This window comes from Solitalea lacus (genome assembly GCF_022014595.1).
Classification (GTDB): Bacteria; Bacteroidota; Bacteroidia; order Sphingobacteriales; family Sphingobacteriaceae; genus Solitalea; species Solitalea lacus.
Window position 1 is genome coordinate 2,526,939 of record NZ_CP091740.1, and the last position, 22,698, is coordinate 2,549,636.

General features: G+C 35.5%; 22 protein-coding genes. 10 read left to right on the forward strand and 12 right to left on the reverse strand.

Annotation, left to right across the window (positions count from 1 at the left end; all coding sequences use genetic code 11):
* Window positions 1–7 precede the first annotated feature (7 nt).
* Window positions 8–868 (reverse strand): peptide chain release factor N(5)-glutamine methyltransferase, encoded by an 861-nt coding sequence (gene prmC / locus L2B55_RS10710; protein WP_237845416.1) that lies wholly within the window; start codon window positions 866–868, stop codon window positions 8–10.
* A gap of 81 nt (window positions 869–949) precedes the next feature.
* Between prmC and ribD the strand changes: the two genes are divergently transcribed.
* The 6 genes from ribD (at window position 950) to pnp (ending at window position 7,218) form a co-directional block, all read left to right on the forward strand.
* Window positions 950–2,005 carry a bifunctional diaminohydroxyphosphoribosylaminopyrimidine deaminase/5-amino-6-(5-phosphoribosylamino)uracil reductase RibD gene (gene ribD, locus L2B55_RS10715; protein WP_237845418.1) on the forward strand — a complete coding sequence of 352 codons (1,056 nt, stop codon included), beginning with the start codon at window positions 950–952 and terminating at the stop codon, window positions 2,003–2,005.
* Window positions 2,006–2,040: 35 nt separating this feature from the next.
* Window positions 2,041–2,655 carry a YigZ family protein gene (locus tag L2B55_RS10720; protein ID WP_237845420.1) on the forward strand — a complete coding sequence of 205 codons (615 nt, stop codon included), beginning with the start codon at window positions 2,041–2,043 and terminating at the stop codon, window positions 2,653–2,655.
* Between the two features lie 124 nt (window positions 2,656–2,779).
* Entirely contained in the window at window positions 2,780–3,778 is a 999-nt protein-coding gene (locus L2B55_RS10725) for a zinc-binding dehydrogenase (RefSeq protein WP_237845421.1), read from the forward strand.
* 193 nt (window positions 3,779–3,971) lie between these two features.
* Window positions 3,972–4,442, forward strand: a complete 471-nt coding sequence (locus tag L2B55_RS10730; RefSeq protein ID WP_237845422.1) for a hypothetical protein — start codon at window positions 3,972–3,974, stop codon at window positions 4,440–4,442.
* A gap of 100 nt (window positions 4,443–4,542) precedes the next feature.
* The gene (gene rpsO, locus L2B55_RS10735; RefSeq protein WP_237845424.1) at window positions 4,543–4,812 is read left to right on the forward strand and encodes a 30S ribosomal protein S15; all 270 of its coding nucleotides are present in this window, start codon (window positions 4,543–4,545) and stop codon (window positions 4,810–4,812) included.
* Window positions 4,813–5,025: 213 nt separating this feature from the next.
* Window positions 5,026–7,218 carry a polyribonucleotide nucleotidyltransferase gene (gene pnp, locus L2B55_RS10740; protein ID WP_237845425.1) on the forward strand — a complete coding sequence of 731 codons (2,193 nt, stop codon included), beginning with the start codon at window positions 5,026–5,028 and terminating at the stop codon, window positions 7,216–7,218.
* A gap of 199 nt (window positions 7,219–7,417) precedes the next feature.
* Here pnp and L2B55_RS10745 read toward each other — a convergent pair whose 3' ends face one another.
* The 5 genes from L2B55_RS10745 to L2B55_RS10765 form a co-directional block, all read right to left on the reverse strand.
* Entirely contained in the window at window positions 7,418–9,658 is a 2,241-nt protein-coding gene (locus L2B55_RS10745; RefSeq protein ID WP_237845427.1) for a bifunctional SulP family inorganic anion transporter/carbonic anhydrase, read from the reverse strand.
* Window positions 9,659–9,843: 185 nt separating this feature from the next.
* Window positions 9,844–10,152 carry a hypothetical protein gene (locus L2B55_RS10750; protein WP_237845429.1) on the reverse strand — a complete coding sequence of 103 codons (309 nt, stop codon included), beginning with the start codon at window positions 10,150–10,152 and terminating at the stop codon, window positions 9,844–9,846.
* A gap of 170 nt (window positions 10,153–10,322) precedes the next feature.
* Window positions 10,323–12,146, reverse strand: a complete 1,824-nt coding sequence (locus L2B55_RS10755) for an ABC transporter ATP-binding protein (protein ID WP_237845432.1) — start codon at window positions 12,144–12,146, stop codon at window positions 10,323–10,325.
* 277 nt (window positions 12,147–12,423) lie between these two features.
* A complete protein-coding gene (locus L2B55_RS10760) occupies window positions 12,424–12,720 on the reverse strand; it encodes a putative quinol monooxygenase (protein WP_237845433.1) in 297 nt (98 codons plus the stop codon).
* 14 nt (window positions 12,721–12,734) lie between these two features.
* Complete coding sequence (locus L2B55_RS10765; RefSeq protein ID WP_237845434.1) at window positions 12,735–13,511, reverse strand: SAM hydrolase/SAM-dependent halogenase family protein; 777 nt, start codon at window positions 13,509–13,511, stop codon at window positions 12,735–12,737.
* A 170-nt stretch (window positions 13,512–13,681) separates the two neighbouring features.
* Between L2B55_RS10765 and L2B55_RS10770 the strand changes: the two genes are divergently transcribed.
* The 4 genes from L2B55_RS10770 (at window position 13,682) to L2B55_RS10785 (ending at window position 17,091) form a co-directional block, all read left to right on the forward strand.
* Window positions 13,682–14,650 carry a PhoH family protein gene (locus L2B55_RS10770; RefSeq protein WP_237845436.1) on the forward strand — a complete coding sequence of 323 codons (969 nt, stop codon included), beginning with the start codon at window positions 13,682–13,684 and terminating at the stop codon, window positions 14,648–14,650.
* A gap of 88 nt (window positions 14,651–14,738) precedes the next feature.
* Complete coding sequence (locus L2B55_RS10775; RefSeq protein ID WP_237845437.1) at window positions 14,739–15,689, forward strand: phosphoribosylaminoimidazolesuccinocarboxamide synthase; 951 nt, start codon at window positions 14,739–14,741, stop codon at window positions 15,687–15,689.
* A 78-nt stretch (window positions 15,690–15,767) separates the two neighbouring features.
* Complete coding sequence (locus tag L2B55_RS10780) at window positions 15,768–16,154, forward strand: STAS domain-containing protein (protein WP_237845440.1); 387 nt, start codon at window positions 15,768–15,770, stop codon at window positions 16,152–16,154.
* Window positions 16,155–16,167: 13 nt separating this feature from the next.
* Window positions 16,168–17,091, forward strand: coding sequence for a ribonuclease Z (locus L2B55_RS10785; RefSeq protein WP_237845441.1), 924 nt, complete (start codon window positions 16,168–16,170; stop codon window positions 17,089–17,091).
* A 16-nt stretch (window positions 17,092–17,107) separates the two neighbouring features.
* Here L2B55_RS10785 and L2B55_RS10790 read toward each other — a convergent pair whose 3' ends face one another.
* From L2B55_RS10790 to L2B55_RS10815, 6 genes are all read right to left on the reverse strand, one after another.
* The gene (locus L2B55_RS10790) at window positions 17,108–17,752 is read right to left on the reverse strand and encodes an ATP-binding cassette domain-containing protein (protein ID WP_237845442.1); all 645 of its coding nucleotides are present in this window, start codon (window positions 17,750–17,752) and stop codon (window positions 17,108–17,110) included.
* Between the two features lie 379 nt (window positions 17,753–18,131).
* Window positions 18,132–19,577, reverse strand: coding sequence for a glyceraldehyde-3-phosphate dehydrogenase (locus L2B55_RS10795; RefSeq protein ID WP_237845443.1), 1,446 nt, complete (start codon window positions 19,575–19,577; stop codon window positions 18,132–18,134).
* Window positions 19,578–19,669: 92 nt separating this feature from the next.
* Window positions 19,670–20,533: a sigma-70 family RNA polymerase sigma factor gene (locus L2B55_RS10800; RefSeq protein WP_237845445.1), complete on the reverse strand. Its 864-nt coding sequence runs from the start codon at window positions 20,531–20,533 to the stop codon at window positions 19,670–19,672.
* A 286-nt stretch (window positions 20,534–20,819) separates the two neighbouring features.
* Window positions 20,820–21,194, reverse strand: a complete 375-nt coding sequence (locus L2B55_RS10805; RefSeq protein WP_237845448.1) for a co-chaperone GroES — start codon at window positions 21,192–21,194, stop codon at window positions 20,820–20,822.
* A 9-nt stretch (window positions 21,195–21,203) separates the two neighbouring features.
* On the reverse strand, window positions 21,204–22,043 hold the full coding sequence (locus tag L2B55_RS10810) for an MBL fold metallo-hydrolase (RefSeq protein WP_237845450.1): 840 nt from the start codon (window positions 22,041–22,043) through the stop codon (window positions 21,204–21,206).
* 114 nt (window positions 22,044–22,157) lie between these two features.
* On the reverse strand, window positions 22,158–22,670 hold the full coding sequence (locus L2B55_RS10815) for a hypothetical protein (protein WP_237845451.1): 513 nt from the start codon (window positions 22,668–22,670) through the stop codon (window positions 22,158–22,160).
* Window positions 22,671–22,698: the final 28 nt, after the last annotated feature.

The following is a 22,698-nucleotide window of genomic DNA, read 5'->3' on the forward strand; positions in this document are numbered from 1 at the left end:
GGATGTGTTATTTTAAAATTCCTTTTATCATTCTGTCTTTATCGTACAGGTCTTTTCTTACTTCAACATTATAAAAACCTGCGGCTTCCATAACAGCTTTAGTTTCTGAACCAAGCACTTCATTTATCTCAAAGTAAAGGCTACCACCTTTTTTTAAGTATTTAGAAGCATAATCGGCTATGGCCTTATAAAAAATCAATGGGTTGTTATCTGTTACAAACAAAGCCAGGTGAGGTTCAAAATCCAATACATTCTTATGCATTTTCTCCTTTTCTAGCTCTCTTACATACGGAGGATTACTAACAATAATGTCAAAGGAGTTTGGGGTCGAAGCTTCGGCATTTAGTATATCCTGATAATAAAACTGCACTTCCGCTTTATTTAGTACTGCGTTTTGTGTTGCCGTTTCCAATGCGTTATAAGAGATATCCAGTCCACTTAATTTAGCATTAGGTAAATTCTTCTTTAAAGCGATTGGAATACAGCCGCTACCCGTACAAATATCTAAGATGTTTAAATCACCAGCTTTATTGTATTTTAAATCGGCCAATATCCAATGCACCAATTCTTCTGTTTCCTGACGAGGAATTAGTACGTGTTCGTTCACCTTAATTCTACAACCATAAAATTCAGTTTCACCCAAAACATATTGTACCGGTTTTGCTGAAAGTAGCTCTTCAAGTATCATCTCTAAAGAGATAATTTCCTGTACATTAAGTTCTCTTAGACCCTTCATAGACAGCTGAGTCTTATTCACATTCAATACGTGCATTAACACTAATTGTGAGATACTTTTAGCCTCTACCGTATCGTATAAATCAACTAATTTTTGGCTAAGATGACTTTCAAAGTCTTTTACTGTTGGCATAAAGCAAAGTTAACATTCCCTAAATCATAATTTCGCCTAAACCGATAGAGTATTATCAAGTTTCTTATTTTTGCAGTCTGCATGAATGAACATCAACTTTATATTAAGCGCTGTATTGAACTTGCGCAAACCGGACAGGGAAATGTAAGTCCGAACCCTATGGTTGGATCGGTAATCGTGTGTGATGGAAAAATTATTGGTGAAGGCTTTCATGAAAAATTTGGACAGGCACATGCTGAAGTGAATGCTATAAATGCCGTACTTAAGCAATATAGCAATGCTTCTGAATTACTTAAACAATCAACCATTTATGTAAGTTTAGAACCTTGTTCTCATTATGGCAAAACTCCACCCTGCGCTGATTTGATTGTCAAACACCAAATTCCGCGCGTGGTTGTGGGTTGTATTGATCCATTTGAAAAAGTAAGCGGAAAAGGAATTGAAAAACTAAAAAGCCATGGCATAGAAGTAATATCAGGTATTTTAGAGAAGGATTGTTTATCGTTAAATAAACGATTTATTACTTCACAAAAACAAAAACGTCCTTACATTATCCTGAAATGGGCCCAAACTTCCAATGGTTACTTTGCTCCTAAAGATGGCTCTCAGTTTTGGATTACAGGCAAGCGAGCTATGGAACTTGTTCATAAATGGCGTAGCGAGGAAGATGCCATTTTAATTGGTTCAAGAACTGCTTTAATTGACGACCCACAACTTACAGTAAGAGAATGGATTGGCAGGAACCCAATTAGAGTTGTAGTTGATAAAAATCTTAAACTTCCTTCAACCTTAAAGCTATTTGATAAATCAGCTAAAACAATAGTTTATAACGAACAAAAAACGAAGGTGTTTGACAATATATATTACAATCAACTTGAGTTTAATGAATATTTACCCCAGTTTATGATGTATCAATTATACTTACAGGATATTCAATCTGTGATTATTGAGGGTGGAGCTAATCTTTTAAATCAATTCATTAAATACAATTTATGGGATGAGGCCCGTATTTTTACTGGAGATAAAGTTTTAACTGATGGTATTGTAGCCCCAATTTTATCAGGTAAATTAATCTCGAAGGTAAACGTGGGCAATGATGAACTTCGGATTATTTTTAACGAATCCACACAGTCTTAATCGATTAAAAACTTACACATTATCACCAATAATTAATGCTTTTTGAAGATACATATCAAACTATAGAATTACCATCGGAAGGGATTTTTCGAGACAGAGGCAGCAAATTCATTGCATACGCATATCCCATAAAAACAGAGGATGAAGTAAAAGAATGGCTGCAAAAACTAAAAAAAGAGCACCCAACAGCCCGACATTATTGCTATGCCTGGCGTTTGGGATTAGACAGAACGGTTTTCAGAGCCAATGATGATGGTGAACCCTCTGGTTCTGCCGGAAGACCTATTTTAAACGTATTACTTTCAAAAGATTTAACCAACATTGTTGTATTTGTAGTCCGGTATTTTGGAGGAACCTTATTAGGCGTTCCTGGGCTGATTAATGCCTATAAAACAGCAACCGTTGAGGCCTTAAACAATACTAAAGTTATTCAGCGAACAGTAAACGACACTTACCGCATTGATTTTGAATACCTACAAATGAATGATGTTATGAAAGTAATGAAAGACGATTCCGTAGTGATTCTAATTCAACATTTTGATAATTCATGTACTATTGAATTTGAGTTAAAAAAATCAGAAATAAATCGAATCATAGGTAAACTAGAGGATATAGAAAGCATTAAGATTCAATACCTACGAACAGTATAATTACAATTTCTAAATCGTAAATTTATTAAGTTCATAACCATTTTTAACATATCCCTAAACCCAATCGAGCAATATGCGTAAAGAATCAATTTCTTCAGCGTATATCCAACAAATAACAACTAATATGAAAGCCTTAGTATTAAACGGATTAAAAGAACCTCTAACGATAAAGGAAGTTGAAAAACCAGTATTAGAGCCCGATGAAGTACTTGTAAAGATAAAGGCTGCGGCTTTTAACCATAGAGATAAATGGATACAGGAAGGCTTATATTCAGGAATTAAATATCCTATAATTTTGGGTTCTGATGGATCCGGCATTGTTGTTGAAACTGGTCTTAATGTTGATAAAGATTGGCTAAACAGGGAAGTTATTATTAACCCTTCATTCAATTGGGGTGATAATCCTAAGGCGCAATCAAAAGAGTTTAAAATATTAGGTCTACCCGATAATGGAACATTGGCTGAATTTGCACTTTGCAAAGCCGAATATCTCTATAAGAAACCATCGCATCTAAGTTTTGAAGAAGCCGCAGCTATACCTTTGGCAGGCCTAACGGCTTTCAGGGCAATATTTACAAGAGCTCAATTAAAACCAAGAGAAAGAGTTTTGATAAATGGAGTAGGTGGTGGAGTGGCTTTGTTTGCCATGCAATTTGCCGTTGCCGAAGGATGTGAGGTTTATGTTACCTCAGGCTCTAATGAGAAAATTGAAAATGCCAAGTTTTTAGGCGCTTACGGAGGTGTAAACTATAAATCAACCAATTGGGTTCAGGATTTGAAAGAACTAGCAGGTGGTTTTGATGTGATTGTAGACAGCGCTGCCGGAGAGGGTTTTAAGGAGTTAGTAGAATTAGCTAATCCTGGTGGCCGAATCGTGTTTTATGGTGCTACCAAAGGAACAATTAAAGACTTAGATCCAAGACGCATTTTTTGGAAACAACTTAACATTTTAGGATCAACAATGGGAAATAAGACTGATTTCGATTCTATGATTCGCTTTATTGAACAACACAAATTGTTACCGGTTATAGATAAAGTATTTCCTCTTGAGGAGGCAAATGACGCTCTTGACCGGATGAAAAAAGCAGAACAATTTGGAAAAATTATAATAAAGATAGAGTAGTCTTCTGTAAAGGGCCCAATTATTTACAGGTTGAAAACAATTAAAGAATCAATTTATGTAAATCTATATATATTACTGATATACAATTTATTACATAAGCAAAAAGAATTTTATTTGGCTAATTAAAACATAATTTATTTACCATCGAACTTTAAAGTTTTTTAAGTAGATTAAATAATTAAATAAATAGACTATGAAAAAAATTACGTTCTCGCTCTTAATACTGTTTATCAGTATTTTTCCATTGCATAAAAGCTATGCACAGGATACCAAATCTCAGATTGAAGTTACCAGAAGTGCCTTACAAACTATGAAACAGGACGTCATTGCACAGGTAATGAATTTATCCGAAGACCAGTCTGCCAAATTTTGGCCCCTATACAAAGAGTTTCAAGCTGCAAAAATTAGCTTAAATGATAAAAGCATTAAGTTGATTGAAGACTACGCGAAATCATACGATTCCATTTCTGACAGTCAGGCCAATACCCTACTGAAACAATATCAAGTAATTCAAAAGCAGTATTTAGATCTTGAAAACAAATACATCAAACGTTTTCAAAAAGAATTACCAGGAAAACTTGTGACAAAATATTTTCAGGCCGAGCATAAACTGGATGCAGTAGCTAGGTATGACTTGGCAGGTACCATTCCATTAGTTAAGTAATTTAAAGTAAATATTTATATACGTTTCTTTTTTTTGTATAAGAAATGTAACTTTGCGCCTTAATTAAATTTTTGTTAAACGCTTTAATACCATTCAAGAAATGTATTTAAGTTCAGAAGTAAAAAAAGAAATCTTCAAAAAACACGGTCAAAGCGAAACCAATACTGGTTCTGCGGAAGGTCAAATTGCGTTGTTTACTCACCGTATTAAACATTTGACTGAACACTTAAAGAAGAATAAAAAAGACTTTGGTACGCAGTTAGCCGTTCAGAAACTAGTTGGTAAACGTCGTTCACAATTAGATTATCTAATGAAGAAAGACATTGCTCGTTACCGTGCAATTGTAAAAGAACTAGAATTAAGAAAATAGTTTAAGATTTATCATAAAGAGCCGTCTTTTTATTTTGACGGCTCTTTTTGTTTTACTTCTCCTTTAGATTTAAGAGCTTAGAAACCCAATTACGCAGCTCTTTATCATTAAACTCAGCAATCAAAAAGTCTAAAAAATATAAATCGCGATTAACCTAATAAGTATTGAAGTTTTACTTATTTTTAGTCGCAAATAAGTTGTAGAAAAATAAATATGTCGCAAATTGGAATTACAAAAACGTTTGATATTGGTGATGGAAGACTAGTATCAATCGAAACAGGTAAACTGGCAAAACAAGCTGACGGCAGTGTAGTGGTAAAAATGGGTGATACCATGTTATTGGCTACTGTCGTGTCAGCAAAAGAGGCAAAGCCGGGAACCGACTTTTTACCTTTGTCTGTAGATTATCAAGAAAAATATGCATCTGCCGGTCGTATCCCTGGTGGATTTTTACGTCGTGAAGCTCGTCTTTCTGACTATGAAGTGTTAATTAGCCGTTTAGTTGACCGTGCACTACGTCCATTGTTCCCTGATGATTATCATGCTGATACTCAGGTAATGATCAGCTTAATTTCTGCTGATAAAGATATTATGCCAGATGCATTAGCTGCATTAGCTGCTTCTGCAGCGATCACTATCAGTGATATTCCATTTAATGGTCCAATCTCTGAAGTTCGTGTTGCTCGTATCGATGGTAAATTTGTTGTAAACCCTACCATCAAAGAACTTGAATTAGCTGATATGGATATCATGCTTGCCGGTTCTGCCAAAGACATCGTAATGATGGAAGGTGAAATGAAAGAGTGTTCTGAACAAGATATGATTGAGGCTATTAAAGTTGGTCACAATGCTATCAAAATTCAAGTTCAGGCTCAATTAGAATTACGTGAATTAACAGGTAACAAGCCTAAACGTGAATATAATCACGAAGACAATGATGCTGATCTTAAAAACCGTATCAGAGAAGAACTTTATGCTAAAATTTACGAAGTAGCTAAAGGTGGTAGCGGTAAAGATGAACGCAGTGTTGCTTTTAAAGCTGTACTTGATGCCTTTATTGAAAAGGAAACTGCTGCCAAAGGCGAAGAAGGTCTTGATGATGTGACCTTAATGTTGATTAAACGTTACTACCATGATATCGAAAAAGAAGCAATGCGTAATATGATTTTAAACGAAGGAGTTCGTTTAGATGGTCGTAGCGTAACTCAAGTTCGTCCTATCTGGTCAGAAGTTGATTATTTACCTGCTGCACACGGTTCAGCTGTGTTCACACGTGGTGAAACTCAATCTTTAACAACTGTAACATTAGGTGCTAAAGATGATGAGCAAATGATCGACGGAGCAATTTTCTTCGGTTACAACAAATTCTTATTACACTACAATTTCCCAGGTTTCTCAACTGGTGAAGTTCGCCCTAATCGCGGTCCAGGTCGTCGTGAAGTGGGTCATGGTAACCTTGCCATGCGCGCATTGAAACAAGTATTACCTGTTGAAGGCGAAAATCCTTATACCATCCGTATCGTTTCTGACATTTTAGAATCTAACGGTTCTTCATCAATGGCAACGGTTTGTGCTGGTACTTTAGCATTATTAGATGCAGGTATTAAGCTTAAAGGTTCAGTTTCTGGTATCGCAATGGGTTTAATCTCAGATAGTGAAACCGGTAAATTCGCTATTTTATCAGACATCTTAGGTGATGAAGATCACTTGGGTGATATGGACTTTAAAGTAACCGGTACTGCTAATGGTATTACCGCTTGCCAAATGGACATTAAAATTGATGGTTTATCCTACGAAACATTAACTCAGGCATTAAACCAAGCTCGTGAGGGCCGTTTACATATCTTGGGTGAAATGAATAAAACCCTGTCAGAGCCTCGTGAAGATTACAAACCACATGCACCACGTATTATTGAAATGCTAATTCCTCGTGAATTCATCGGTGCAGTGATTGGCCCTGGAGGTAAAGTAATTCAGGAGATGCAACGTGAAACCGGTGCGACTATCAACATTGAAGAGGTTGGTGAGTTCGGTAAAGTGCAAATTTTTGGTACTGAAAAAGAAAGCGTTGATAAAGCTACCGCAAAAATTAAAGGAATCACTACAGTTCCTGAAATTGGTGAGGTATATGAAGGTACTGTTAAAAACATTCAACCTTTTGGTGCTTTTGTTGAGATTTTACCAGGCAAAGATGGTCTATTGCATATTTCAGAAATTGACTGGAAACGCTTTGAAACCATGGATGGAGTGTTGGAAATAGGAGAGAAAATTAAAGTAAAATTGCTTGATATCGACAAGAAAACAGGCAAATTAAAACTTTCACGTAAAGTATTAATTCCTCGTCCAGAACGTCCTGCTGGCGAAAAAAAGGAAAACAATCACAGTCAACCTAAATCAGAGCAATAATTTAGGATTGCTATAGAAAAAGGCTGCTTCCATATGGAAGCAGCCTTTTTCTATATATAGGATTGATAGGAATATCATTGTTTATGTAAATGTAATATCCTAAACATGAAGGCTAAAAAAGCAAAAGGTGCATTTTCATGCACCTCTGCCAAAAAACTAACACAACTAAAAGCTCTTTAGTAATAAAAGTTGACACTTATTACGCTTCCTGTAAAATTTGAATAGGGGTATCTTTTTGATTATGCAAACCTTGATCGTAGAAGATTACTTTACCTGTTTCTACATTATACAATCCACCTACCAATGCAATTTCACCATTAGCAATCATTTCATCCAAAATTGGACTCATCTGACGAATTTTCTTCTTGGTGGTGAAAACATTTAAGCGGGTAACATTATTAACAAAATCAACATTCTTAGAATTTCTGTTATTTATTGTTACAATTTCGGCATCTAGTGCAGGTTTAACTTTGCTTAGTAAAGCTGTCAAATTCCCCATATCAACACAATCACAAGCCCCTTTAATAGCTCCGCAATTTGTATGACCCAGTACAACTATGATTTTTGAACCTGCAACTTTACAAGCAAACTCCATACTACCCAGAATATCATCATTTACAATATTTCCAGCAATACGAATACTGAAAATATCACCGATACTTTGATCAAAAATTACCTCTGATGAAGTTCTGGAGTCAATACAGCTTAAAATTACAGCATGTGGGTACTGCCCATGAGAAGTAGTATGCACCAAATGGGAGTGATTTCTATTTAAACGACTGTTATTTACAAATCGTTCGTTACCATCTTTCAGGATCTGCAAAACCTGCTGATGAGTAAGCTGGGATTGTGTTTCTTTAGTAGGAGCGCTACTTATAAAGCTTACATTATTATAATCTTTATATTCATCCTTAAAACCTACAAGATTAAGTTGAATATTTCTATCAGGTGCTTTAACATCCTTAAACTCTTTAATTAATTCTATAACATCAAAATCAATATAAACAGATTTTGAGGCATCAATAACCACATTGCTGTTATGAGGAATATTTTCAAGAGTTAACAATAATGATGCTTTATTTAAGAATGACACTTCTTCCGAAAGCTCTACACGGATAACCTCTCCAACATGGAATTGTTCCTTTTTGAAGAAATAAGCATTACGCAAGTTCTTATTTAAAATACTCAATGCAGAAATGGCAATACCTATTGCAATACCAATCAATAAGTCTGTAAATACAATGGCCACAATGGTAACAACAAATGGAATGAACTGTCCCCAACCATTGTTGTACATCTCTTTGAACAGCTTGACCTTGGCAAGTTTATAGCCTGTCATAATTAGTATAGCTGCCAAAGCCGAGAGAGGAATCATATTCAAAAGTCCAGGGATAAACATGGCACATAATAGCAATAGCACACCATGCATAATTGCTGAAAGTTTGGTCTTTGCACCCGAGTTTACGTTTGCCGAGCTACGTACAATTACCGATGTTACTGGTAAACCACCTATTAAACCCGAAATCATATTGCCAATACCTTGAGCCTTTAACTCCTGATTGGTAGAAGAATATCTACGCTCTGGATCAAGTTTATCAACTGCCTCTAAACTTAACAACGATTCTATTGAAGCTACAATTGCCAATGTTATGGCAACAATATATACCTGCGGGTTTGTAAATGCTGAAAAATCAGGTGAAGTGAAATTATTAAAGAAACTACCTAAACTATCACTTACCGGAATATTTACTAAATGAGAAGCCTGAATAGCCAAGCTTGAACCGGTACCAATAAATATTTGATTCAAAATTGTACCAACAGCCACCACTGCAAGAGGGGCAGGAAATAATTTAAACTTCTTGAAGAAAGGACGCTCCCAAAGCAATAAAATTCCAATGGAGATTGCTGCTATTATAGTGGCTCCATAATGTATTTTATTAAGCATGAAATACAATTCAGAGAAAGTATTGTGTTGATCATGCTGAGAAAATGCCATATCACCCTCAATATTAGCATCATAACCAAACGCATAAGGGACCTGCTTTAAAATCAAAATAATACCAATAGCTGCAAGCATTCCTTTAATAACATTTGAAGGAATGTAATTTGAAACTGTACCTGCTTTAGCCAAACCTAAAATCAGCTGTAAAGCTCCTGCTATTACAACTGCTAATAAAAATGTTTCATAAGTTCCTAACTCAGTAATTGCACTTAATACAATGGCTGTTAAACCCGCAGCTGGCCCACTAACACTCAATTGTGAGCCACTTAAGCTGGCTACGACAATACCGCCAACCATACCGGCAATTAAACCTGAAAACAAAGATGGTGCCCCCGAGGCCATGGCAACGCCTAAACACAAGGGCAGAGCTACCAGAAAGACTACAATACTAGCTGGAAAATCGCTTTTTATATTTGAAAACAAACCTGATTTGTTCATCGAATTATTTTTTGTTGAGATGATCAATTTGAGTAAAACTCATAGAAATAGGCATACCTATATTAGATAAGCACCTAAAACCTAAGATTTACAATCTTTTAGTTTCATTTAAGCATAAGCAATTGATATAACTTGAAATTTCAAGAGTCAAAAGCTTACAGCAATTAGTTAAATAAGGGAAGAAACTACGATAAGTTAGGAGGGGGGCAATGCATCTCTATATGAGGATCTTGATGCAAAATCAATTCAAATCCAGGATTTTTTGAACGCAGAAAAGCATCAATACTTTGCATTAGAACTGCATTTCTATTAAAATACTCTTCAAATGCTTTTTTCTTTAACTTTTTAGCTGGATCATGATTGTCTTTATGATCTTCTTCTTCAACAAAAACCTGTTGAGTTGAATTGAACCACGAATACATAGTACAAACCTCAGCCAGCATAATATTTGCCAGTAAGAAAACGAATGTAATATGTATTAGTTTTTTCAACATCGGCCGTAAAAGTAGAAATAATTACTTTAAAAATCTCGTAAAAAAATTATTACTACAAACTAAGTAGACTATTTAATCAAGCCCAAGATAGTCGATAAGACAACTTAAATTTAAGAGCAAGACTCGATTTATCGCTATCAAATAATTTTTTTAGTAATTACTTTTACTAATTAATTATTTGATTCCAGTTGTAATTCAGAAAGATATCGATACAAACCATTATCTTTCAAGATCAACTCATTATGAGTGCCCTGTTCAATTACTTTTCCTTTTTCAAGGACTACAATTTTATCAGCTTCACGAATTGTGGATAAGCGGTGAGCAATAATTATTGACGTTCTGTTTTTCATTAACTCTTCTAAAGCTTCCTGAACCAAACGCTCCGACTCTGAATCAAGCGAGCTTGTGGCTTCATCTAAGATTAAAATAACAGGGTTTTTAAGCAATGCTCTAGCGATAGCAATACGTTGACGTTGACCTCCTGATAATTTTACCCCTCGTTCACCCACCATGGTATCGTAGCCTTCAGGAAAAGTCATGATAAACTCATGAGCATTGGCCCTTTTGGCCGATTGGATAATTTCCTCATCCGTAGCGCCTATCTTTCCATAAGCAATATTCTCTTTAATACTTCCACCGAATAAAAGTACATCCTGAGGAACTATTGCAACCTGACTACGGATATCTGTTAATGAATAAGCCGAAGCAGGTAAACCATCAAAAATTAGTTGCCCTTGTTGAGGTTCATAAAAACGTAATATTTGAGAAACAATAGTCGATTTTCCGGCACCACTCGGCCCAACAATCGCTACTTTTTCTCCAGCCTTTGCTGTAAAGCTGACATCATTCAACACCTTAACTTCCGGACGTGAAGGATAGTGAAAAGAAACATTCTCAAAGGCTAAATCCCCTTTAATTATTTGCTCTTTCTTATCTATATCCTTAAAATCAACAGGCTCACTAGATTCATTCAACAACTCTACAACGCGTTCAGTGGCTCCGAGCGTTTTCTGAATTTGAGCAAGAATTTCGGCAAAGCCTCCCATTGCACCGCCAACAAAACCAGCATACAAGATAAATGAAATAAAATCCTTGATTTCGATTTTACCCATTTGCACTAAACTAGCTCCATAAACAGCAATTGAAATAATAGCTCCAAAAAGGCCAAGAGTAATAAAAATTACAAATGTCCCCCTGAACTTAGCTCCCTTCATTGCCAAACCAACAACTTGATTTATACTTCTAGTATATCGGTTGGCTTCATATGCTTCGTTTGTAAATGCTTTTACATTTGAAATACCTTGCAATGTCTCTTCTACAATTGTATTTGATTCAGCTAATTTATCTTGTGCCTTGCGAGCAATTTTACGAATGAACCTTCCAAAAAATATAGCAATGAGAATTAAAACAGGTAGCACACAGAGAATAAATAGGGTGAGTTCCTTCGATATAATTGTTACTGCTGCAATACCAATAATCAGAATAATCAACTGCCTTAAAAACTCTGCTAATGTAGTAGTAATACTATCCTGGATTTGTGAAAGATCAGATGAGATACGGCTATTCAATTCGCCTACTCGACTTTGAGCAAAGAAATGCATCGGTAGGCATATTAAATTAGTATAAACATCCTTTCTAATAGCTGCAACTGTTTTTTCCGAAACCTCAACAAACCATAAAATGCGAAAAAATGAAAACATAGCAGCTATAGCCAATGTTCCGAAAAGCACCAATGCTATTTCCTTAATTTTTGAAAGATCGCCGTGTTGAAGTGAACTCGTTGCAACACCTACCAATTTTCCCATTTCCATAGGAATGTAAAGAAATGCAAAAGTTGAGCATACTAAGAAAAACATACCCATACCGAATTTATAGCGATAGGGCCTTATGTATTTCAATAAGGTTAATGCGTGTTTTAAAGATTCTTTGGAAATTTTTGCTTTGGGGAGTTCCTTTTCTGCAGGATTACCACTATTTAATCGCTGACGCGCCATCTATAATACTCTATCAGATTTTAACCATGCAAAATTAACAAAAATGCGACAGGCGCATTTTTCATGAGCGAATTTTACATTTTAATGATAAACATCTTTATAAATGTGATGACGGCTAATAGCCCACAAACAATCATTAATATTTTACCCGATCGATATAAATAAAAGTTTGTGCTTTTATCGGTATTCCACTTAATAAGGTTCATAACAACCAAAGTAAATCCCCCTAAACCGATTAAAGCCTCAAAAATAGAGATTATGACTAAATATACTTTCATTAATATGTAATAGAATGCTGTGATAAAGACCATGCTTCGGCCTTTTCATTAAATAAGGGCTTGGTTTTAGCCCATGTACTTTTAAACAATTCTGATTGCCGATAGCTTTCTAAATCAGCTTCTGAATCCCAAAAACTTAAAGTAAAAAAACGATTCGATTCATTAACATCATTTAGTAACTCAAGATGTTTACAACCTTCAAATCCTCTGATCAATAGTTTTGATTCTTCAAAAATTTCTAAAAACTCTTCAACTTTTGAAGGTTCAAATGTCATTTTCACAACTCTCTTTATCATCTTTTTTAATTAATCTATCGAAATTCTATCCGTACCATATCACCTAAATGCAAGCCTAATAACCCGGCAGCATTTCCTTTATTAATGGCAATTTCTAAATATCCAGTAATGCTAAACAAGGCTAATTTTTCCCCTTCAGGAACATCGTTATAATGTTTACTAATTCGACTAATTGATTCATTTCTTCTAAAAATAATATCAAAGTTGCGAGCTGCCACATTCATTTCATACACCTCACGTGATATATTGGTGATCACATTTTGGAATGAATCAATGTACAAAACACTTCCCCTAATCATATTGCTTTCAACAATAGGCTGTATAAGTGTACGATGATTATAATCCTTAATCTCGGTTCCAATATCCGCGGCTTTACCACCTTTTGCCAAATGACAAGCTGCCTTTACAAATACATCCAGCAGGGGGAAATGACCTAATTCGGCATTTGTAGAGAGCTTAATTTTAAAAATTTCAGTAGGGGCCTCATCAAACAACAATGAAAACACACCATTATCAGCACCTATAAATCTATGTCCATTATATTCAACTATCAGATAGTTAGGAGATTGATTATAATCAGGATCAATACCTATTATGTGGATAGAATCTTTTGGAAAAAATTTGTAACTATTTTTCAGAATAAAGGCTGCTTGCGGTATATTGTAGGAAGAAATTTGATGGGAAATATCTACAATCCGAACCTCTGGAAGTTGACTTAAGATTGCCCCCTTTAGTGCTGCCTGATAAAAGTCACGATGCCCGAGGTCAGTTGTTAAGGTGATGATTGCCATTCGATATTATTTGGTTATTTTTACCGTTTGAAAATTTCCGGTCACAAATATTGGAATTTTAAACAGAAAAATCCGCATCTGAAACCGCAACCATTAATGTTTATGCAACAATGCGATGAGGATAGCTGTTATTATATTAAGATATTTACTTTCATAAAATAAGTACGACTTTGAGTGAAGCTATTTTAAAACTTGAACATGTAGACCCAGTAGTTTTCTGGGGAGCGTCTAATGAAAACTTTGAGATTTTAAAACGGAATTTTCCAAAACTTAAAATCGTTGCCAGGGGAACTGTAGTAAAGGCTTTAGGTGATGAAAAGGAATTAGGGAATTTTACCGAAAAATTTAATAATCTGACTGATCACCTTGAGAGATATAATCAACTGTCATCTCGAGATGTTGAAGTGATCTTAGGAATTCAACCAACCTCAACCATTAATATTAACCAGCAAGTTCATATAAATGGCGAAGGAGTTGGAAACAAAGAGGTTATTGTATTTGGTACAAACGGTATTATGGTGCGTGCGCGTAGTGAAAACCAACGTAAAATGGTTGACAGCGCGCAAAAAAATGATATCATTTTTGCTATTGGCCCGGCGGGAACAGGTAAAACCTACACTGCTGTTGCATTGGCGGTACGAGCATTAAAAAACAAAGAAGTTAAGCGTATCATATTAACACGTCCTGCGGTAGAAGCAGGGGAGAACCTTGGCTTTTTACCTGGAGACTTAAAAGAAAAAATCGATCCGTATTTACGTCCACTTTACGATGCGCTGGACGATATGATTCCGGCTGAAAAGCTAAAAACATATTTAGAGAATCGTACAATTGAAATAGCGCCATTAGCGTTTATGCGTGGACGTACGCTCGACAATGCTTTTGTAATTTTGGACGAGGCACAGAATGCAAGTGATATGCAGTTAAAAATGTTTTTAACTCGTATGGGACCCTCTGCAAAATTTATTGTAACAGGAGATATAACCCAGATTGACTTACCGAAAAAACAACAATCGGGTTTGTTTAAGGCACTTGAGGTTTTAAAGGGAATTGAAGGAATAGACTTGATTTACCTGAATGGATCAGATGTTGTTCGACATAAATTGGTTCGTCGAATTTTAGAAGCTTACGGTGATATATAAGCTTCCATTTTTTAAATTAAAGTAAACAGATTAAAAATCAGGGTAAGGTTGAGGCTGAATCTTTCAACTTGTACCAACAGCTAAAGTGATGACAAACGTAATTAATAACACCAATTTTAATTTTCCAAAACAACAATCTTTTTATCGCGGTAAAGTTCGCGATGTTTATAATATCGATGGAAAGTACCTTGCTATGGTAGTTTCCGATAGAATTTCGGCATTTGATGTGGTATTGCCACGAGCCATCCCTTTTAAAGGTCAGGTATTAAATCAAATAGCTGCTAAATTCTTAAATGCAACAAAAGATATTGTTCCTAATTGGGTGGTTTCTGTACCTGACCCTAATGTTACCGTTGGGTTAGTATGCGAAACATACCCTGTAGAAATGGTTGTTAGAGGTTATTTAGCTGGTCATGCTGCGCGTGAGTACAAAGCAGGCAAACGTATATTATGTGGAGTTACCTTGCCTGAAGGATTAAAAGAAAACGACAAATTACCACAACCCATTATCACCCCAACAACAAAAGCGAAAGAAGGGCATGATATGGATATTTCACGCGAGGAAATTATAGCCCAAGGAATTGTTTCTGAAAATGAATACTCACAATTGGAGCAATACACCTTGGCATTGTATAAACGAGGAACTGAGATAGCTGCTGAAAGAGGGTTAATTTTAGTTGATACAAAGTATGAATTTGGGAAGATAGACGGGCAGATTTATTTAATTGACGAAATTCACACTCCAGACTCTTCACGTTATTTTTATAAAGATACTTATGAGGAGTTGCAGGCGAAAAATGAGCCTCAACGCCAATTATCAAAAGAGTTTGTACGTCAATGGCTAATTGAAAACGGGTTTCAAGGAAAAGATGGACAACAAGTTCCAGAAATGACAGATTCAATTGTTAATTCAATTTCAGAAAGGTATATTGAGCTATATGAAAATATTACAGGAGAGAAGTTTATAAAGGATAATTCGAGTGATATTTTAACAAGGGTGGAAACAAACGTTAACAATTTCATCCAAAAAAACGTATAAGTTCGCCTTAATTTTAGAAATAAAGTTTAATTTGGTCAGCACAATTGAACCAAATTAAATTTTACAAACTTACGCACTATGAAATTTTCGGTTGATAAACACGAAAAATATGTAGTTTTTAAGCTTAACGACGACAAGCTTAATTCTATTATTACACCGATGCTTAAATCGGAATTGATTTTATTAAATGCAGAAGGCATTAGAAACATCATACTTGATCTTTCTGAAGTTAAATATTCTGATTCTTCAGGCTTAAGCGCCATCTTATTGGGGCATCGCTTATGCAAAGGTCCAGAACAGCAAGGAACCTTTGTTTTGACTGGAATTAGTCCATCGGTAGAAAAACTAATCAAAATTTCCCAATTAGAGAATGTGCTAAATGTGATTCCAACCATTGACGAAGCCATTGACTACATTTTCATGGAGGAAATTGAGCGCGATTTAAAAGGTGAGGAAGAAGAATAATAATTTGTAGCGTGTGACGAAGTTTGAAGTAACAATTTTAGGCAGCAGCTCTGCTACTCCGGCTCATCACCGCTTTCCAACTGCTCAAATCGTAAATTATAACCAAAAATACTTTATGGTTGATTGCGGCGAAGGTGCTCAATTTCAACTTGGGAGGTATGGATTTGGTTACAATAAAATTGATCACATTTTCATTAGTCATCTTCATGGAGACCATTACCTTGGTCTAGTAGGATTAATCTCCAGTATGCATTTAAACGGGCGGGCAACGGAACTAACCATTGCCGGTCCACCAGAGCTACTGGAGATTATTGATATACAGCTTAAATACTCACAAACAGTTTTACGCTATCCATTAAAATTTATTCCTACCCAAACAGAACGACCAGAGGTAATTTATAGAAATTCTGAAATTGAAGTAGAAACCATTATTCTTGATCATAGAATTCCATGCACCGGTTACTTATTTAAAGAATTACCGCGAGGAAGAAAGATTATTAAAGAATATGTCAAGCAGTTTAATATTCCACCTGATCTTATACCTCACATAAAAGAAGGAGCCGATTTTATCTTGCCGGATGGAGAAGTTTTACCAAATGCAGTACTAACTGTTGAGCCTCCTAAACCACGCTCATATGCTTATTGTTCCGACACAATAATGACAATCTCTATTCTTGAACAAATCAAGGGGGTTGATTTATTGTATCATGAGGCTACGTTTTTGCATGACTTACTTCAACGGGCAACCGACACTCATCACACTACAGCACGCCAAGCAGGTGAAATTGCAACCATGGCCCAGGTTAAAAAGCTGATTATCGGTCATTTTTCTGCACGTTATCGTGATCTGCAACCTCACTTGGAAGAAAGCAAAGCTCACTTTGCAAACAGCCATTTAGCCAAAGAAGGATTTACATTTGAGATTGGTCAACAGTAAAAATTAATCAGACCGATTATCTAAGATATCCTCTATCAATTAAATCTTCTTTACAATTTATAGGAAATGTTCTTTCATGCTGAATTATCATTAATGAATCACTCAGATTAATTACGTGTTCATATAAATGATCGGTGATAATAATGCCCTTTTCATTTTTTATTTTTTTAATTTGCGTGGATAATTCTTCTACCTGCACAGGAGAAATATGGGTGAATGGCTCATCTAATAATGCAAATTTCGAATTAGAAAATAATACAGCGTAAGTTTGAACCAAACGCCGTTGCCCTCCCGATAACTCATAAATTTTACGATCGCGTATTCTTTGCATTTCATCAACCGTAAATATTCTATCTTCACAATTAAACCATTTTACGATTCGACTAACAGACATATCTGATGGTAAAAAATCGAATTGGGGTAAGTAACTTATTAAACTTGGCTGTTTATAAAGTTGCTTTTGCGGTTTTCCATTTATGCTCATATACACAAAATCAGGCAATAATGTCCCGAATATTACCTTCAATAAACTTGATTTACCACTACCATTATGACCTAATAATCCGGTTATACTGCCTGTTTGGCATTTTAGATAAGCCCCACTTAGAATCTTACGATCCCCGAACTGAATTGTTAAACTATCAATGTGTAATGTATTCATTAAATAAAGAGCTTAATGAGTAGGGTGGAGATTGCCAAATCAAGAATAAATGAAAATGAAAATAACTGAATTTTGCTGATTCCTAAATTGAAATAGAAGTAAAACAGGTTATCTCTTGTCAAGGTCAACAAACCATATGTAACAAACGATATAATAAGCTTTGACCAAATTGTGGCTATAAGAGCCGTACTGAAACTTGCTTCAATAAGACTACTTTTGGCTCCAAATATTATAAAAACTGTAATTGCCAGGTTCCAAACTGCAATGCTTTTATAAAAGATAAGAATCAGTTTAATTCGATTGGTAAATGTCATTCAACTAAAATAAAAAAAGCCTTCCAAATTAACGAAAGGCTTTCTGAGAAATAAATCTACTTTTCTTAATAATATCTCAATCGGATTACTCCTGAAATATGCTTTGCCAAACGAATAACCTGACGGGTATAACCGTATTCATTATCGTACCAAACATACAGAACTACTGACTTGCCGTCTTTAGAAACAATAGTAGCAGGTCCATCTACGATTGAAGCGTGTGAGTTTCCAATCATATCGCTTGAAACTGATTCATTGGAAATTGAGAATTCAACTTGCTCAATCAATTCCCCATGAAACGATTCATGTTTTAAAACATCGTTAATTGAATCTTTGGTAACAGCTTTATCCAAAGTCAGATTTAAAATTGCCAAAGAAACGTTAGGAGTAGGTACACGCACAGCATTACCGGTTAATTTACCAGCAAGATGAGGTAATACTTTGGCAACAGCTTTATCAGCTCCTGTTTCAGTAATTACCAGGTTCAATGCAGCTGAGCGGCCACGACGAGATTTTTTGTGATAGTTATCCAACAAATTCTGGTCGTTTGTATATGAGTGAACAGTTTCAATATGGCCTTTTTCAATACCAAACTTTTCACTAACGATTTTTAACACCGGTACAATGGCATTAGTTGTACATGAAGCAGCAGAGAAAATGGTTTCTTGACCATTAAACTCATTTTGATTTACACCGAAAACAATATTAGGTAAATCACCTTTACCAGGAGCTGTTAATAATACTTTTTCAACTCCTTTGGCTTTTAAATGCTTAGCTAATCCATCACGATCACGTGAAATACCAGTATTATCGATAATCAGTGCATCATGAATATCATACTGAGTATAATCAATCTCAGAAGGATCCTTAGCTGCAATCATATTTACGGTTTGTCCGTTAATAATTAAAGCTTTGTTAGTCAAGTCTTCAACTATAGTTCCGGAAAACGGTCCGTGAACAGAATCAGTACGTAACAATTCTGCACGTTTGATGATATCCTCATCACTATTGCTGCGGGTTACAATGGCTCTTAAACGTAATTGTTCACCTTTACCTGCCTGAACAATTAACTCACGGGCAGCAATACGACCAATACGACCAAAACCATATAGCACCACATCCTTCGGTTTTAATTCGATCCTGTTTTTACCGATATGGGCAGCCAGTTTAGCTTTTACAAAACCACCTATGGTATCAAACCATTGTTTTTCTTCTAACCACTCTTCGGCAAGGCGGCCTAAATCAATACGTGATGGAGCCAACTCAAGTTTTTCAATTTCCTTGGCTAAGCCCAATGTGTCCTCAATTGTAATAGGCTTATTAGTGATTTCTTGTGCGTAAAGATGATTCTTTAAAATTTCACTTGATCCTATGTCAATAATAGGTTTTCGGAAAATCACTAATTCGATGGACTTATCGTACCATAATTTTCCAACAGTGTTAATAAGCTCTAATGCCTTCTTTTCTTTTTGAATCCAGGCATTGAGTTCTGACTCATACTTATGCTTCATAATGAACAGTAATATTGATTGATTGGTGAGGCAAAAATAAAAAAAAGCCCATGATTTAAATCATGGGCTCGCAATATTATCTTTTAAAAATATTATCCTAAATAGGATTTAAGGATCTTACTTCTAGAGGTATGACGTAAACGTTGCAAAGCCTTATCTTTAATTTGGCGTACACGCTCTCTTGTCAAATTAAATTTCTCTCCAATCTCTTCTAACGAAAGCGGATGATTTGACCCTAAACCAAAGAAAAGTACAATAATTTCACGTTCACGTTCTGTTAAAGTTGATAAAGCACGTTTAATTTCCTCTGAAAGAGACTCACTGATTAACATACTGTCGGTATTTGGAGTATCAGTATTCTCCAAAACGTCAAGTAATGTATTTTCTTCACCTTGAACAAATGGTGCATCCATAGAAACATGACGTCCCGAGTTACTAAGTGTATCCGAAATTTTATCAACGGTAGTCTCTAATATGTCAGCAAGTTCTTCTGGAGATGGCTCGCGTTCGTATTCCTGTTCCAATTTTGAATATGCTTTGCTGATTTTGCTAAGCGAACCAACCTGGTTTAATGGCAAACGGACAATACGAGATTGCTCTGCGATAGCCTGCAGAATGGACTGACGGATCCACCAAACGGCATAAGAAATAAATTTAAAACCTTTTGTTTCATCAAAACGTTTTGCTGCTTTGATAAGGCCAAGGTTACCTTCATTAATCAAATCTCCAAGTGTTAATCCTTGGTTTTGGTACTGCTTGGCAACAGATACTACGAAACGTAAGTTAGTTTTCGTAAGCCTCTCCAAGGCTACCTGATCGCCTTCGCGAATTTTTTGGGCAAGTATTACCTCTTCTTCAGCGGTAATCAGATCAACTTTCCCGATCTCATGTAAATACTTGTCTAAAGATTGACTTTCACGATTAGTGATAGATTGAGTGATCTTTAGTTGTCTCATTATGTGTCCTTAAGTGAAAAATAAGCTGATTTAGGCGTAGAATCGCAATAAACAGTATACATCTTATACGATGAATCGCAGAAAATGTTTTAAAAAAAATCAAAAAAAGTTAACACGGTAGTTATTTACAGCAAAATAAAAAGGAGTATATTGTCTGAGAGCGATTTTTCAATTAACTGCAATTTCTGAATTCTAATTGATTTTAGCAAATTTTTCATGAAAAAGTCACTTAAAACCAAATTATGCTTGGCAATTACTATTATTTCAAAATATAATAAACAAAGAGCTAAAACGATTCTTCACGCTCCAACATTAAAATTGCACTTTGAGGAACAATGAAAAATTTCTCATCGTCATAGATAACTTCAATCGAATTGCTTTGCAAAAAAATGGCGAGATCTCCTTCCTTGGCTTGCAATGGTATGTATTTAACCTTTTCTTCCGGATTTTTCCAATAATCCTCCTCATCACTTGGTAATGGAAGAGGAAAGCCAGGACCAGATTTTATTACGTAACCTCTTTGCACCTTATCTTTTTCTTGAATACCAGGAGGTAGTACTAAACCGCTAGCTGTCCTGTCACTGGGTTTTATTGGTTTTATTAAAATCCGGTCACCAACTACAATTAGCTTCTTAAATTTATTATCTGGGGTTAATTTCATTCTTATTAATTAAATTTCACTTAACTGAAACACCTCATCAACTCTTACACCTTTTTCAGTTCTTGTTAAAGTACAGCACTCATTAACCGGATCATGCTCAAAGAAAAGGATGTAATTGTTATCCACTGCCTCTTGTAAAAACACTTTTTTCTCCTTTAATGTTTCAAGCGGTCTGGTATCATAAGCCATAACGTAGGGAACAGGTAGGTGCCCTACTGAAGGCAAGAGATCTGCACAATAGATAATAGTTTTGTTTTTATACCTAATCTGAGGCAGCATCATTGCATCGGTATGACCGTACACGAAACGAACAGCTATATTATCTTGAAATTGAACGCCTTCTTTATGCTCAACGAAGCTCAATTGACCGCTTTCCTGAATCGGCAAAATGTTTTCTTTTAGAAACGAAGCTTTTTCTCTGTCGTTTGGCTCTATAGCCCAACTCCAGTGCTCCTGATTGCTCCAAAAAGTGGCATTTTTGAAGGAAGGAACTAGCTTTTGCTCCTCACGAACGATTGCTCCTCCACAATGGTCAAAATGGAGGTGAGTGAGGAAAACATCTGTTATATCATTGCGATGAAACCCCAACTTACCTAAAGAGGAGTCTAAAGAGTCATTGCCATGCAAATAATAGTGTCCAAAAAACTTATCATCCTGCTTATTACCAATACCTGTATCTATTAAAATTAATCGATTACCATCTTCAATAAGCAACAAACGCATTGCCCAAGTACAAAGGTTATTTTCATCAGCAGGGTTAGAGCGTTGCCATATAGTCTTGGGTACCACACCAAACATGGCGCCACCATCCAGCTTAAAGTAGCCAGTATCAATAGTATGTAATTTCATACAACGAATTTAAGAAACGAACAACAATAACTAATCCTTGATAGATAACAATAAAACTAAAACAAAGAACGCCCAAACTTGGGCGTTCCTTTCAAATACGATAAATATGGGCGCTTAAGCTGCTTTTTTTAAACAAACTGTGTATTGCTGACCGTTATATGTCACCAACCACTCTAAATGATCATACACAACTGCTCCATTTAAAGTAGCAGGGCTAAATAAAGGGCCTGTAAATTGAGAAAAAGGATGAGGAACTGTAATACCTGCTAATTTCGCATCTCCTAAAATATCTTTAGATATCCAAACATGTTGAACTCCAAAAACATCTTTTGCAGACCAATTCAAATCAGCATAATCACCATTTCCCTGAGCGGTGCTAAAAGTCATTTTACATTTTCCACTTAAGGAAAACTCAATGTCCAATTTATTAATTGGAAAGGTAGTAACTACTTTCTTGTCTTTATCAACAATTTTTTCGAGAGTCCATTTTCCTGCAAAATTTTCAACACCAACTGCTATTGTTGTCAATCTGTGTGCAGAACTACTGTTTGAATTTGCCTTAGTGTTTCCTAACAAAAAGATAAAAAATAATGCGAAGACAATGGAGGTTTTTGTTGTTAATTGCATTTGAGTTTGATCTAAAAGTTTGCGCCAA